This is a genomic window from Bacillus sp. DJP31, from assembly GCF_049310945.1.
Classification (GTDB): domain Bacteria; phylum Bacillota; class Bacilli; order Bacillales; family SA4; genus Bacillus_BS.
The window spans coordinates 64,616-79,465 of record NZ_JBMERO010000006.1; the positions used below are offsets into that span (position 1 = coordinate 64,616).

Consider the following 14,850-nt stretch of genomic DNA (forward strand, 5'->3'; position numbering starts at 1 on the left):
AAATAGATGTGTTTCATCATGATCTAAAAAGGAGTAAGTAACTAGAAAGTGTTTGAGTTTAGGGACTTATAGATAAATGTGGAGGACTTTGATGGGGAACGAAGCCACCAAATTGAAAAAAATACGGAGTAAAGAATTGGTAAAACTAATCCCAGTGGAAGTAGGAGAACCCCCACTGAGAAAAATATTTCTTTATGTCTCGGTCGTTCTAGGAGTTGCTCCAAGTTGGTTTAATCGATCTACTAACCCGTTTCCAAAAACAATAGGTTGATCAAGGTAGGTTTCGGATAATGTGCTTTCCCTTAGTTCATAAGCAGAAGAGCCGTGTTCTGAAAAATCTAAGCCAGCAATCTCATCTGCACGTGATACTCGAATGGAGGAAAATTTTGTTAGTACATAAAGAGTCATAGACACGGAGAGTGTCGCCCAAATAATTACAGCCAGAACTCCAACTGCCTGAATGCCTAGGGAGCTAACATCCCAGGTGTAAAATAACCCTTTGGAAGTTGAGAACAGTCCGACAGCAAGGGTGCCCCAAATCCCACCTACACCATGAACAGCTATCGCCCCAACCGGGTCATCAAGTTTAACCTTCCGATCAATAAATTGAACAGCCTCAACGAGAAGAATGCCCGAGATTCCTCCTATAATGAGCGATCCAAGTAAAGATACTTCGGCACATCCAGCTGTAATTCCGACTAATCCAGCAAGTGCTCCGTTTAAGGTAAGGGAGGCGTCAATTCGTTTAAACCGAAAAAGTGTGTAAAGTGCAGTAGCTACTACCCCGCAAGAACCGGAAAGTAAGGTCACAGCAATGATCTGAGGGACGAGCTCGGGGTCAGCTGATAACGTGCTCCCGGCATTAAAACCAAACCATCCAAACCATAAAATGAAAACACCTAAAGCACCGAGCGGGATGTTATGACCAGGGATAACATTTATCTTTTTACCAGAGTATTTCCCAATTCGAGCTCCAAGGAAACCTACAGTAACAATAGCACCAACTGCCCCAGTCAAATGAACGACTGTAGAGCCTGCGAAGTCGGTGAAACCGAGCTTAGATAACCAGCCCCCACCCCAAATCCAATGCCCGACAACTGGATAAATAAGTCCAGTCATGACCACAGTTAACATCATATAGGAGTTAAGCTTCATTCGTTCTGCAACAGCACCGGAAATAATGGTCGCACAAGTTGCTGCAAATACGGCTTGGAAAAGGAGGAATCCGATTTGTTCATTTTGTCCTATTAACAAATACCCATTAGTCCCAATTAGACCAAATGCTGATTCTCCGAACATCACGCCATATCCAATGATAAAGAACAAAATGGATCCAATGGACATCGTTAGAAGATTTTTCATCAATATATTTATAGAATTTTTTGAACGAGTAAATCCTGTCTCTACCATAGCAAAGCCAGCATGCATAAAGAAAACAAGAATAGCTGCAATCATCATCCAAGACATATCGAGGGAGCTGCGTAAAGACTCAATCGAATCCTCTGCCAAGACACCATGACCTAAACTGAGGCTTGCTACTAAAAGGAACATTACTTTTCTTACCATCTTGATCACCCTCCCGTTATTATAGAATTGCTTCGTTTCCGCGTTGACCTGTTCTAATTCGAATGCAATCTTCAATTGGTATAATAAAGATTTTCCCGTCCCCTATTGTTCCTGTGGAGCAACTCAATTGAATAGTTTCCACGATCTCATTAACCCGAATATCCTCTATAACCATTTCAACCTTTACTTTAGGAACTAACTTAATTTCAAAAGCAGTTCCACGAAATAATCCTTGTTTCCCTTTTTGACCACCACAACCTGCTACTTCAGAAACGGTTAACCCGTTAATACCAATCTGTGCAAGCTTTTCACGCAGATGTTGAAACTGTTCAGGGCGAATGATTGCTTCAAGTTTTTTCAACTGTTTTCCTCCTTTGTTTAATATGTTAGAAAAAGTAACATGAAGTGTTATGTTAACTATCATAATTGACTGAATAATTAAAATCAACAGTAAAATTGAATATAACAAGCCTGATTTTTATGTATTCGCTTTCAAAGTTACGTTAGTTTTTCTGACATTGAAATAAAAAAACGAGAGACAATTTGTCTCTCGCTCAAGCTGGCTGATCTTCGTGTTTAATAAATGTCTTTCGAATCCAAACTTTTGACTTCCATCTATACAGCATAATGATTCCACGCAGCCATTCATCAGCTATAAATGAAATCCAAATACCAATTAGTCCTAAGCCAAAGTGTATGCCTAAAATGTAAGAGATTGTAACACCTACACCCCACATGACCAATATTCCAATGTAAACGGGAAATCTGACGTCTCCAGCAGCACGTAAGGCACTAATTACAACAAGGTTGAATGAACGTCCAGGCTCAAGGATAATGGTTAACAAAATTAATAGGCTACCAAGCTCGATAATCGAAGGATTATCTGTAAAGATTCCGAAAAATTGCTTTGAGAAAATGCTAATGATGATTGCTGAACTAAAGGATATCAGTATGGCTAATTTTAAACTTTTGATGCAACGCTCATAGGCGTCTTCATATTGTTTAGCACCAATCATGTGACCTATGATAATTTGTGTGCCTTGGCTAATGGCGAAGCTAAATAAAAAGATAAACATCATAATATTTTGCGTGTAAACCTTTGTTGTTAATGCCTCAGTTCCGATCATGGTTATAAAGTATGTGATGACGAGTTGAGAAGCATTGTACATTAAATTCTCACCAGCGGATGGGATACCAATTTTCAATAGGTTTTTCGTGTGTATGACTGGTAATGTAAACACTTTAGAAAAGGGAAGAGATCCTTCAATGCGCCAAACTAGTAGAAAAACCAATACAATTAGACCAATCAATCTACTCACGACTGTTGAAATAGCTACTCCTTCTACTCCTAGAACAGGTATACCGAATGGGCCGAATATAAACACATAGTTACCGACTACATTGAGTATATTCATTCCAATCGTTACATACATGGAATCTTTAGTGAAGCCATAGCTTCGAATAATGGAGCCAATGGTCATAATAATTCCCTGAATAACTGAAAACCCACCAACAATAACTAAATATGTGTAAGCTTCCCTTATTAGCTCCTCGGGAATGCTCATTAGCTGTAAAATATTTTTTCCGAATATATATAAAATTAAGCTAATGATTGAGCCAAATATAAGATTTCCTACTAATGATACGACGGCAACTTCTCGTGCGGATTTCTGTTCATTTGCCCCTAAGTGCTGAGCGATTAGTACAGAAGTACCCGTTGAAATAAAGCCGAACATGACAATAACTAACGCTAAGATTTGACTGGAAACACCTACTGCGGCGACGGAATTATCAGAGTATTGACTAAGCATCAACGTGTCTGCATTACCCATTAACATATGAAGTAAGATTTCAATAAATATAGGCCATGTCAGGGCGAATAAGGTCATTTTTTTTATGTCATGCTTGTTATGAATTTTGGCCAATTAACTCACCTCTTTTTTAGAGTGTGCATTTCCAATTAATAAAGATATTATATGAAAATACCGACATTTGCTATAAACTGAATTTTGGGATGATTGTGTAGAATAATTGTTTAGAACAACATACTTTAGTTTAAAGGGAAGAACATATAAAAAAAAGAGAATATATCGATAATATTGGTACTATTACGACTTAAAGAGGAGACGAGCTATGACACATATCTCATTTCAGCTGCCTCCATTCCCGACGTTTATTAAGGGTGGAGAAGCTATATTTGCTAAAGGGAAAAGACACTTTAAAAGAACCTATTCTGTTTTTGACTTGTTATATGTAAAAAAAGGAACGTTGTTTATTTCTGAAAGTAAACAGCAGTTTGAAGTAAAGAACGGTGAATATCTCATTCTCGTTCCAGGGCTAGAGCATTATGGACACAAAGGATGCGAAGAAGAGACCGAATACATCTGGCTGCATTTTATAGTTCATGGTGAATATGAAAAAGTCCAGATAACTGAGCTAGAATGGCCTAACCTTTCGATAACTGAGGGAACATTTGAAAAACCAGCTCAATTTATGTTTTATATTCCTCAATATCATTCCTTTAATCAGAGGGAATTGATGGAGCAGCTTCTGCAGCAATTAGTCAAAGTGGGAAATGAACATACACCGGATTCTCAATTGCAGCAACAGAATATTTTTCAGGATTTTATGCTCCAACTTCAAAAACAAGCCATGCAAATCCCTACTGCTACTGAGAAAGTTTGCGAGGAAGCTCTGAAATACATACGAGAAAATTATCAAAAATCCATTAAAATGTCGGATATGTCCTCACATCTTCATTTCCACCCGGATTACATTACGAGATGTGTTCAAAAAACAATCGGAATCAGTGCGATTCAATATTTGTATCAATACCGAATTTCACAAGCAAAGTCGCGTTTATCGACAACGAATGATAAGGTAACCTCCATTTGCAGGGAGGTTGGAATTGAGGACCAAGGGTATTTTTCTAAACTGTTTAGAAAGTTAGAAGGGATGTCACCCGTTGAGTATAGAAGGATTGTTCATCGAACAGAGGGTTTAGGCAAATGAGTACAAATATAATTGTGGGAGAGAAAGCAGGAGAGGAGTCTCGAATAGAGGGTAATCGAGACAGATATGGGGGAGAAAGCAGGAGAGGAGTCTCGATTAGAGGGTATTCGAGACAGGTATCGGAGAGAAAGCAGGAGAGGAGTCTCGAATAGAGGGTATTCGGGACAGATATGGGGGAGAAAGCAGTAATGGTGTCTCGAATAGAGGGTATTCGAGACAGGTATGGGGGAGAAAACAGAAGAGGAGTCTCGATTAGAGGGTAATCGAGACAGATATAGGAGAGAAAGCAGTAATGGTGTCTCGAATAGAGGGTATTCGAGACAGGTATAGGAGAGAAAGCAGGAGAGGAGTCTCGAATAGAGGGTAATCGAGACAGATGTGGGAGAGAAAGCAGGAGCGGAGTCTCGATTAGAGGGTATTCAGGACAGATATAGGGGAGAAAGCAGGAGAGGAGTCTCGATTAGTGGGTAATCGAGACAGATATGGGAGAGAAAGCAGGAGAGGTGTCTCGAATAGAGGATAATCGAGACAGATATGGGAGAGAAAGCAGGAGAGGAGTCTCGAATAGAGTGTATTCGGGACAGATATGGGAGAGAAAGCAGTAATGGTGTCTCGATTAGAGGGTATTCAGGACAGATATAGGTGAGAAAGCAGGAGAGGAGTCTCGATTAGTGGGTAATTGAGACAGATATAGGAGAGAAAGCAGGAGAGGAGTCTCGATTAGTGGGTAATCGAGACAGATATAGGAGAGAAAGCAGTAATGGTGTCTCGAATAGAGGGTATTCGGGACAGATATGGGAGAGAAAGCAGGAGAGGAGTCTCGAATAGAGGGTAATCGAGACAGATATGGGGGAGAAAGCAGGAGAGGAGTCTCGAATAGAGGGTATTCGGGACAGATATAGGAGAGAAAGCAGTAATGGTGTCTCGAATAGAGGGTATTCGAGACAGGTATAGGAGAGGAAGCAGGAGAGGAGTCTCGAATAGAGGGTAATCGAGACAGATGTGGGAGAGAAAGCAGGAGCGGAGTCTCGAATAGAGGGTAATCGAGACAGATATCGGAGAGAAAGCAGGAGAGGAGTCCCGAATAGAGGGTATTCGGGACAGATATGGGAGAGAAAGCAGTAAAGGTGTCTCGAATAGAGGGTATTCGAGACAGATATGGGAGAGAAAGCAGTAAAGGAGTCTCGAATAGTGGATATTCGAGACAGGTATGGGGGAGAAAGCAGGAGAGGAGTCTCGATTAGTGGATAATCGAGACAGATATAGGAGAGAAAGCAGGAGAGGAGTCTCGAATAGAGGGTATTCGGGACAGATATGGGGGAGAAAGCAGTAATGGTGTCTCGAATAGAGGATAATCGTGACAGATATGGGAGAGAAAGCAGTAATGGTGTCTCGAATAGAGGGTAATCGAGACAGGTATGGGATAGAAAGCAGGAGAGGAGTCTCGATTAGTGGATAATCGAGACAGATATGGGAGAGAAAGCAGTAATGGTGTCTCGAATAGAGGGTAATCGAGACAGGTATGGGATAGAAAGCAGGAGAGGAGTCTCGATTAGTCGGTAATCGAGACAGATATGGGAGAGAAAGCAGTAATGGTGTCTCGAATAGAGGGTAATCGAGACAGGTATGGGGGAGAAAACAGAAGTGGAGTCTCGATTAGTGGATAATCGGGACAGATATGGGGGAAAAAAACAGGAGAGGAGTCTCGATTAGTCGGTAATCGAGACAGATATAGGAGAGACAGCAGTAATGGTGTCTCGAATAGAGGGTATTCAGTACAGATATAGGTGAGAAAGCAGGAGAGGAGTCTCGATTAGTGGATATTTGAGACAGATTTGGAAAGAAAGCAGGAGAGGTGAACAGAATGGTGGTTCACACCTAACCTAAATGAAAAAGAATGACGTGAATGAATTCACACGCCATTCTAATGCAATCAACAATAGCTAGTTCCAAATTATATCTCTTTTAAAATCCTAAACCCGTAAGCGGCAAACTCCAAGCTATTGCTTGTTAAGCTGGAGTCATCCTGCCAAATATCAATGTAGCTAGCAGCCTGCTTATTTAGATTCACTGTTAGTCTTTTCTCAGAATTGTTAACGATAAATAATAATGACTCATTTCCAAACGTTTTCCGATAGACAAGATGATTTGTCTCGTCATCTGCTTCGACGAATTCAATTGTCCCTTGATTTCCGAATGCGGGACTAACTTTCCGAAGGTGAATCAACTTTTTCACATGTTCAAAAAGATCTGAATTTTGTTGTTCCTTTTCCCAAACCATACATTTTCTGCACCCAGGATCCTGCCCACCTGTCATGCCAATTTCATCCCCATAATAGATACAAGGAGTTCCTGTGAAAGAAAGCTGGAATAAGTAAAGTAACTTAACCTTATCCAAGTTATCCTCACAGATTGTCAAAATTCTAGGTGTGTCATGACTATCTAATAAATTAAACTGTACTTCATTTACATTGTTTGGATAAGAATGTAAAACATTTGAGATGATGTTTGTAAATTCTGTTGCCCTTACTGTGCCTTTTGCAAAATACTGAAGGGCCCCATTTGTGAATGGATAATTCATGACGGCATCGAATTGATCTCCTTGAAGCCAAGGTAATGAATCATGCCAAATTTCACCCAATATATAAACATCTGGTTTTATTGTTTTCACGGCTTGGCGGAATTCTCTCCAAAATTGGTGATCGACTTCATTAGCGACATCTAATCTCCAACCGTCAATATTAAACTCACGAACCCAATAACGACCAACCTCTAACAGATAGTTTTTAACTTCCGCGTTTTCTGTATCGAGCTTAGGCATATTCTTAGTAAATGCAAATGTATCATAGTTTGGCTTTGGTTCTGTTACGACAGGAAAATCACGTAAATGGAACCAGTTTTTATAAATAGAGGCTTCTCCGTTTACTAACACATCCTGAAATTGTGGGAAATAGAAACCGCTGTGATTAAAAACAGCATCCAACATCACTTTAATTCCATGTTCATGACAGGTATCGACTAAGCGACGAAACGTTTCTTTATCCCCAAACTGGGGATCAATTTCCATATAATCAATCGTGTCATATTTATGATTGGACTGGGCCTTAAATATTGGGGTGAAGTAGACTCCAGTAATACCAAGCTCTACGAGATGATCAATATGTTGGATAATCCCTTCGAAATCACCACCAAAGAAATTATTGTACTCAGGCGTAGTACTTCCCCAAGGAAGGGTTCCTGGAGGATTAATTGAGTCGTCTCCATTAGCAAACCGCTCAGGGAATATTTGATACCAAACCGTGTCCTTAACCCAATCGGGTGCCTGAAATACATCAATTTTGTTTAAGAAGGGAAAGCAAAAGTAATAAGCCGTATCGTCAGTTGGCTGCTCTTTGTAAAACCCTTTTTCAGTGAAAAACAATATTTCAGCACCATCTGATAGCTTAAAACCGTAACGAAGCCTTCTGAAGGCTGGCTTAACTTCAACGAACCAGTAATCAAATAGTTCATCTTTACCACTTTTCATCATCGGTATTTCTTCAGTGTGCCATTGGTGCTTTTTTGGAGCAATCTCTCTCCAATCATATGGATCTCCAAATATTAGTTGAACACTTGTTACATCGTTTTTCTTTGTGCGAAGTCGAATATGTAATGTTTCTTCATTATAGGCATAAGCATAGTTGTTTTTGGGTCTATGATAAATCGCTTCTTTTAACAAAATCATCAACCTTTCTATTGGAATTTGTGCAAGCGTTTGCTTCTTTTTAGAGTAGTAGATGAGCAGGTGAAAGTCAATAATAACAACATTTATCAGGATGAAATAAAAAATGCTGGGAAAAGATAAAGGTAAGGTCAATAAAAAATGGTTGTCAAACTAAGAATAGGCTGTATAATGAGAATTAAAGTTCCAAATGCAATCGTTTTCATACATTTTTTTTACATAATCGTGCAAACGGTTGTTCAAATGGACAATGATTTTCAAAAAAAGATGACGGAGGGGTCAAAATGAAAAAAGTCTTATCGAAGTTTATGATTATGATTTTAGCGTTTGGAGTACTAGCTGCTTGTGGTCCACAGCGTGCTGAAGAAACTCCAGCAGACTCAGGTGCAACAGAAACTGAAAAACCTGAAAAATTAACAATGTGGGTAAATGATGAAGAAAAGCAAAAGGCTGCCATTGCTGACATCGTGGCAAAGTATACAGAAGAGACTGGCATTGAAGTTGAAATAACAGGCGTATCAATGCTAGATCAAGTTAAAAACCTAGCTCTTGATGCTCCAGCTGGTACTGGTCCAGACGTCTTTTTCCAGCCACACGATCGTATTGGTGATATTGTAACTCAAGGATTAGCTGAGCCAATCGTAATTGAAAATGAAAAAGATTACAGCCCTACTGCAATTGAAGCGGTAACATATGATGGAGAAATTTACGGTGTTCCTCATGTTGTTGAGACTTATGGTCTTTATTACAACAAGGATTTAGTAAAGGAAGCTCCAGCTACTATGGAAGAACTAATGACAATTGCAAAAGATCAAACAGATGCAACGCAAGATAAATACGGCTTTTTAATGGAAGCTGCTAACTTTTACTTCGTATATCCTTTCTTTGCTGGATATGGCGGATATGTATTTAACAAAGAAGACGGTGCTTATGACGCTGCAGATATCGGTCTAGGTAACGAAGGTGCTGTAGAAGGTGGAGAGCTTGTTCAATCTTGGTTCTCTAACGGATACATCCCGAAAGAAATCACTGGTGACGTTATGAATGGATTATTTACAGGTGGTAAGGTTGCTACAGTTATCACAGGTCCTTGGAATATCCCAACATACCGTGATGCATTAGGAGATAAGCTTGCAACTGCACCACTTCCAACACTTGCAAATGGTGAGCATCCTAAGTCATTCGTTGGTGTTAAGTCTTGGATGGTTTCTTCTTACTCAGAAAATAAAGAATGGTCACTTGATTTATTGAAGTTCATTACGAACACTGAGAACCAAATGGCTTATTATGAAACAGCAGGTGAAATGCCAGCTAACGAAGCAGCATTAACGGATAAGAAAATTACAGAAGATCCATTAATGAAAGGTTTCGCAGAGCAGATTGCTTACGGCGAGCCAATGCCAAGTATCCCACAAATGCAACAGGTTTGGGATCCAATGGGTGACGCACTTCAGTTTATTGCTAACGGTGATGATGTTGGTGAAGTTCTAACTGAAACAGTACAAATTATTAAAGATAATATTGCAGCTAGTGGAGCAAAATAAATAGTAGTAAGTAAAGGTGGATAGAAAGTACTTTTTCTATCCACCATTTATGCTTTAATGAACAGGAGGATCACTATGTCTGATAAGGTAAAGAACACAAATGGTAATAGACATAACCCTACAGTAGCCATGATTTTGTCAATCATTTTTGCTGGACTAGGACAGTTTTACAATCGTCGTTTCTTTAAAGGAACCCTATTCCTAATTATTGAAGCGGCTTTTCTGATTGCTTTTTTAGATTTTATAAATATTGGACTGTGGGGAATCCGAACCTTAGGAGAAATACCAAAGGTGGACCATTCAATATTCCTTTTAATACAAGGGCTTGTTTCAACTATTTTAGTTGTCTTTGCTGTTGGCTTATATGTATTGAATATTATGGATGCAAAGAGAGATGCTTTAAGTATTAAAGAAGGTAAGCGAAAACCTAATTTTATGGAAGCAATCAATAATGCTTGGGATATAGGTTTCCCATACATATTTGTTACACCAGGGTTAATATTATTAATCTTCATTGTTGTTCTTCCGCTACTATTTATGGTCTCTTTAGCCTTTACGGATTACAACTTATACAACTCTCCTCCGAGAAACCTATTAAATTGGGTTGGGTTTACAAACTTCATAGACCTTGTTTCTATTCCAATTTGGAAAAATACCTTTTTAACCGTTTTTTCATGGACACTTATATGGACTCTTGTGGCTACAACATTACAAGTATCATTAGGGCTTTTCCTAGCACTTCTTGTAAATGATCCACGAGTTAAATTTAAAAGATTGATTAGAACGTTTCTTATTCTACCTTGGGCCGTTCCGGCGTTCATCACAATCCTTATATTCGCGGCAATGTTTAACGATAAATTTGGTGCAATCAACAGAGATATATTGAGTAACTTTGGTGTGATGATACCTTGGTTAAGTGATCCATTTTGGACGAAGGTTGCATTGATCATGATTCAAACATGGCTTGGATTCCCGTTTATTTTTGCTTTATTTACTGGGGTTTTAACTAGTATATCTAAGGATTGGTATGAAGCAGCAGATGTTGACGGCGGTACACGCTGGCAAAAATTCAGATTTATCACACTGCCACATGTGCTTTTCGCAACAGCTCCATTATTAATCATGCAGTATGCAGGTAACTTTAATAACTTTAATATTATCTACTTATTTAATGAAGGCGGACCTGCTGTAAGAGGACAAAACGCAGGTGGCTCCGATATTCTCATTTCGTGGGTGTTTGGACTGACCTTTGAAACCAACAATTATAATATGGCTGCTGCCATTTCCATTATCATTGGAATTATGGTTTCTGGATTTGCGGTCTTCCAATTTAGACGGACACGTTCCTTCAAAGAGGAGGGGAACATTTAGAGATGACTAGTAAAACAAAATCAAGAATTGAAGTCACACTTATATATATCTTTTTATTCTTTATGTTTATTATTATTGGGTACCCGTTACTTTGGACGATTGGTCTTTCTCTTAACCAGGGTACAAGCTTGTACTCAGGCTCCATAATTCCTGAAAACTTGTCTTTTGAACATTATAAATGGCTGTTCACAAGCCCCAATAGTGACTATTTAATCTGGTATAAAAACAGTATTCTTGTTGCCGTTGCAAATGCCTTTTTCTCGGTATTAATTACATCTTTTGTAGCGTATGCTTTTTCAAGATATCGTTTTATTGGAAGAAAGAATGGATTGTATGCATTCTTAATCCTACAAATGTTTCCTTCTCTAATGGCGATGGTTGCCTTGTATATCCTTCTTAACATGGTTGGTTTACTGGATTCACTAGTAGGTTTAACTATCATTTATATAGGTGGACAAATTCCATTTAACGCTTGGCTTGTGAAGGGTTATTTTGATACAATACCAAGGGAACTAGACGAAGCAGCACGTATGGATGGAGCAGGTCACTTAGGTGTATTCTTTAAAATTATGCTTCCTTTGGCAAAACCAATCTTAGCTGTTGTTGCTTTATTTAATTTCATGGCACCATTTACAGACTTTTTACTGCCAAGAATTGTGTTAAGAGATCCAGAAAAATTCACTTTAGCACTTGGCTTATTTAACTTTATTAATGATCAATTTAATAATAACTTTACTAGGTTCGCAGCAGGTTCTATACTTATTGCTATACCAATTGCAGTTGTTTTCTTGTTTTTACAACGTTATTTAATTTCTGGCTTAACAGCCGGAGGCACTAAAGGTTAAGTTAATATCATAATTGAAGGAGGAACGGCGAGTGAGCAGAAAGATTTTGTTAATGCTTATCCCGTTTCTTCTTTTTTGCGGCTTTCAAGTAAAGGCTGTTGAAAAAGAAGAGGGAACTTGGCAGGATGAGTTGATATATTTTATCATGGTCGACCGATTTAACAATGGAGATACTAGTAATGATTTTGAAGTAGATATCAATGATCCTCGTGCATATCATGGTGGAGATTTGAAAGGTGTAACTGACAAGCTTGATTACATAAAAGAAATGGGATTTACAGCCATTTGGTTAACGCCAATTGTCAAAAATGAAGAAAAAGGGTATCACGGCTATTGGACCGAGGACTTCTATGAAGTAGAAGAGCATTTCGGTACATTAGAAGATGTGAAGACCTTAGTGAAAGAAGCTCATAACAGAGATATTAAAGTCATTTTGGATTTAGTCGTCAATCATACCGGTTATCAGCACCCCTGGTTGAATGATCCAAAAAAAGCAGATTGGTTTCATGAGAAAAAGGATATTACCAATTGGGATAACCAAGACAATGTAGAAAATGGTCAGCTTTTTGGCTTGCCAGATTTAGCACATGAAAACCAAGAAGTCGAGAAATACCTCCTAGACATGGCGAAGTGGTGGATTACAGAAACCGATATTGATGGGTATCGATTGGATACAGTAAGACATGTACCAAAATCATTTTGGGAAAAATTTTCTTCAGAAGTAAAAAGTGTCAAAGAGGATTTCTTCTTAATTGGTGAGGTTTGGCATGAGGATCCTCGATATGTTGCTGCCTATGGTGAAACAGGAATCGATTCCTTTGTCGACTATCCCTTGTACGAAGGATTAAATACGACATTTCGTCAACCAGATCAGCCGGTTGATTGGCTTCATAAAATATGGTTAAGAAATGAAGCTTTTTATGAAAATCCTTACTTATTAGGAACTTTCCTTGATAACCATGATAATCTTCGGTTCACAAGAGAAGTGGTGCAGAAAAAGCAAAATCCTGAAACAAGGCTAAAACTTGCACTAACCTATCTATATGGTGCACCTGGAATCCCCATTATTTATTATGGAACTGAAATTGCATTAGACGGAGGAGAAGACCCTGATAATCGAAGAATGATGGCTTTTCGAGCTGATAAAGTGATCATTGATTATATATCTAAACTAGCAAGTATAAGAAAAGAATTTCCTTCTCTTAGATATGGTGATTTTAAAATGCTGTTTGAAGATAAAGGGATGGCTGTATTTAAACGAACATACGAGGACGAAACAACTATTCTTGCCATTAATAATGCGAGTGAAACAATAACAGCAGAGTTTGATGTTTCTGAGGTTGGGGAAAATCGGGAACTTCGTGCTTTACTTAGTGATGATATCGTCCGACCAAATCAAGAACAGTTCATGATTACAATGGACAGAGAGACTGCGAATATCTTCCAAATAGGTGAGGAGACAGGTGTTAATTGGCCCGTCATACTTGGAATGATTGGAGTCTGGGCAATTTTCGGGTTGTTTCTTGTATTCGCCATCAGACGCCAAAAGCGAAAGGTGAAAGAAGAGTAGGAAGTGGAATTGGAAACAAAATGACACTGACAAATGTTGCATAAAGTTATAAACTAGAGATAGATAATTTGGGGAGAGGGAGTTTTTGCTGTATGGCGGTAACAATAAAGGATGTTGCAAAGCTTGCTAGCGTTGCCCCTTCCACCGTTTCAAGAGTCATTGCCGATAGTCCAAGGATTAGTCATCAGACGAAGGAACGAGTTCGTGAAGCGATGGAAGAATTGGGGTATCATCCGAATTTTAATGCTCGAAGCTTAGCGAATCAGACAACTCAAGCAATTGGGATTGTCATGCCAAGCTCTGCAGATAAAGTGTTTCAAAATCCTTTTTTTCCAGAAGTACTCCGTGGAATAAGTACAATTGCCCATGGGCAAGAATATGCCTTATATATGTCTACTGGGGAAACAGAGGATGAGATTTTTGAAGGCGTTGTCAAAATGGTTCAAGGCAAACGAGTGGATGGAATTGTTTTACTATATTCTAGAGTGGATGACGAAATTATCTCGTACCTTCAAAAAAGAGACTTTCCCTTTACAGTTATTGGAAAGCCGTTCAAAGACTCTGAGTCTATTTCACATGTCGATAACGATAACTACAAAGCCGCAAAAGAGGTAACTGAATTCTTTATCGGACTCGGACATGATCAGATTGGATTTGTCGGAGGTAGTCTTAATTTAGTCGTGACAATTGATAGATTACTAGGTTATGAGAAGGCACTTCATAATTCAGGATTGCAGTACCGAGATGAATACATTATTCATGAAGAGTTTTTAAAAGAAGGTGGTCAAGAAGCTGTTAAAGAGCTTTTTGCACTTGAGGAACCACCCACGGCACTAGTTGTGGCGGATGATTTAATGGCTTGGGGTGTTCTTAATACACTTGATGAAATGGGAATTCGTGTACCAGAGGATATTTCGGTTGTGAGCTTTAATAATCTTATGCTATCAGAGGTTTCACGACCACCATTAACTTCTGTAGATATAAATATTTTCGAGCTTGGCTGTATGGCAGCAAAATGCCTAATAGAGAAGATTCAAGATCCGACCGAGCATGTTAAGCGGGTTATGATTCCCCACCAGTTAGTAAAGAGACAGTCATGTCAGGAAAAACATAGTGTTGAAGTTGTAAGTTGAGGAGGGGTGTGGCCCCCCTTTTTTTTTGAAAAGATTAAGAAAGTATAAGAGTCTGTTCAAAAAGGAGGACAAAAAGAGCAAAGAAGTT

The 14,850-nt window shown here is 38.9% G+C and carries 10 protein-coding genes; 6 read left to right on the forward strand and 4 right to left on the reverse strand.

Annotated features, from left to right (window positions below; genetic code table 11):
- Positions 1 to 192: 192 nt before the first annotated feature.
- The 3 genes from ACOI1C_RS07765 to ACOI1C_RS07775 all read right to left on the reverse strand — a co-directional run bounded on the left by ACOI1C_RS07765 (position 193) and on the right by ACOI1C_RS07775 (position 3,455).
- The gene (locus ACOI1C_RS07765; RefSeq protein WP_422509625.1) at positions 193 to 1,566 is read right to left on the reverse strand and encodes an ammonium transporter; all 1,374 of its coding nucleotides are present in this window, start codon (positions 1,564 to 1,566) and stop codon (positions 193 to 195) included.
- Positions 1,567 to 1,585: 19 nt separating this feature from the next.
- Positions 1,586 to 1,927 carry a P-II family nitrogen regulator gene (locus ACOI1C_RS07770; protein ID WP_422509626.1) on the reverse strand — a complete coding sequence of 114 codons (342 nt, stop codon included), beginning with the start codon at positions 1,925 to 1,927 and terminating at the stop codon, positions 1,586 to 1,588.
- Positions 1,928 to 2,120: 193 nt separating this feature from the next.
- On the reverse strand, positions 2,121 to 3,455 hold the full coding sequence (locus ACOI1C_RS07775) for an MATE family efflux transporter (protein WP_422509853.1): 1,335 nt from the start codon (positions 3,453 to 3,455) through the stop codon (positions 2,121 to 2,123).
- 244 nt (positions 3,456 to 3,699) lie between these two features.
- On the opposite strand from ACOI1C_RS07775, the gene ACOI1C_RS07780 reads away from it, so the two are divergent.
- Positions 3,700 to 4,578, forward strand: coding sequence for a helix-turn-helix transcriptional regulator (locus tag ACOI1C_RS07780; RefSeq protein ID WP_422509627.1), 879 nt, complete (start codon positions 3,700 to 3,702; stop codon positions 4,576 to 4,578).
- Between the two features lie 1,954 nt (positions 4,579 to 6,532).
- Here ACOI1C_RS07780 and ACOI1C_RS07785 read toward each other — a convergent pair.
- The gene (locus ACOI1C_RS07785) at positions 6,533 to 8,296 is read right to left on the reverse strand and encodes a glycoside hydrolase family 13 protein (RefSeq protein WP_422509629.1); all 1,764 of its coding nucleotides are present in this window, start codon (positions 8,294 to 8,296) and stop codon (positions 6,533 to 6,535) included.
- 287 nt (positions 8,297 to 8,583) lie between these two features.
- Here ACOI1C_RS07785 and ACOI1C_RS07790 point away from each other — a divergent pair, with 287 nt between their 5' ends.
- The 5 genes from ACOI1C_RS07790 (at position 8,584) to ACOI1C_RS07810 (ending at position 14,762) form a co-directional block, all read left to right on the forward strand.
- Positions 8,584 to 9,843, forward strand: a complete 1,260-nt coding sequence (locus tag ACOI1C_RS07790; RefSeq protein ID WP_422509631.1) for a sugar ABC transporter substrate-binding protein — start codon at positions 8,584 to 8,586, stop codon at positions 9,841 to 9,843.
- A 75-nt stretch (positions 9,844 to 9,918) separates the two neighbouring features.
- On the forward strand, positions 9,919 to 11,214 hold the full coding sequence (locus ACOI1C_RS07795) for an ABC transporter permease subunit (RefSeq protein ID WP_422509633.1): 1,296 nt from the start codon (positions 9,919 to 9,921) through the stop codon (positions 11,212 to 11,214).
- Positions 11,215 to 11,216: 2 nt separating this feature from the next.
- Positions 11,217 to 12,059 carry a sugar ABC transporter permease gene (locus ACOI1C_RS07800; RefSeq protein ID WP_422509635.1) on the forward strand — a complete coding sequence of 281 codons (843 nt, stop codon included), beginning with the start codon at positions 11,217 to 11,219 and terminating at the stop codon, positions 12,057 to 12,059.
- Positions 12,060 to 12,111: 52 nt separating this feature from the next.
- Positions 12,112 to 13,629, forward strand: coding sequence for an alpha-amylase family glycosyl hydrolase (locus ACOI1C_RS07805; protein WP_422509855.1), 1,518 nt, complete (start codon positions 12,112 to 12,114; stop codon positions 13,627 to 13,629).
- A gap of 92 nt (positions 13,630 to 13,721) precedes the next feature.
- Positions 13,722 to 14,762 (forward strand): LacI family DNA-binding transcriptional regulator, encoded by a 1,041-nt coding sequence (locus ACOI1C_RS07810; RefSeq protein ID WP_422509637.1) that lies wholly within the window; start codon positions 13,722 to 13,724, stop codon positions 14,760 to 14,762.
- Positions 14,763 to 14,850: the final 88 nt, after the last annotated feature.

What these genes read in the sequence shown, in the direction of transcription:
- ACOI1C_RS07810 (WP_422509637.1), top strand. Translation starts at nt 13,722, where the DNA reads ATGGCGGTAACAATAAAGGATGTTGCAAAGCTTGCTAGCGTTGCCCCT.
- ACOI1C_RS07795 (WP_422509633.1), top strand. Translation starts at nt 9,919, where the DNA reads ATGTCTGATAAGGTAAAGAACACAAATGGTAATAGACATAACCCTACA.
- ACOI1C_RS07780 (WP_422509627.1), top strand. Translation starts at nt 3,700, where the DNA reads ATGACACATATCTCATTTCAGCTGCCTCCATTCCCGACGTTTATTAAG.
- ACOI1C_RS07790 (WP_422509631.1), top strand. Translation starts at nt 8,584, where the DNA reads ATGAAAAAAGTCTTATCGAAGTTTATGATTATGATTTTAGCGTTTGGA.
- ACOI1C_RS07775 (WP_422509853.1), bottom strand. Translation starts at nt 3,455, where the DNA reads ATGACCTTATTCGCCCTGACATGGCCTATATTTATTGAAATCTTACTT.
- ACOI1C_RS07800 (WP_422509635.1), top strand. Translation starts at nt 11,217, where the DNA reads ATGACTAGTAAAACAAAATCAAGAATTGAAGTCACACTTATATATATC.
- ACOI1C_RS07805 (WP_422509855.1), top strand. Translation starts at nt 12,112, where the DNA reads ATGCTTATCCCGTTTCTTCTTTTTTGCGGCTTTCAAGTAAAGGCTGTT.
- ACOI1C_RS07765 (WP_422509625.1), bottom strand. Translation starts at nt 1,566, where the DNA reads ATGGTAAGAAAAGTAATGTTCCTTTTAGTAGCAAGCCTCAGTTTAGGT.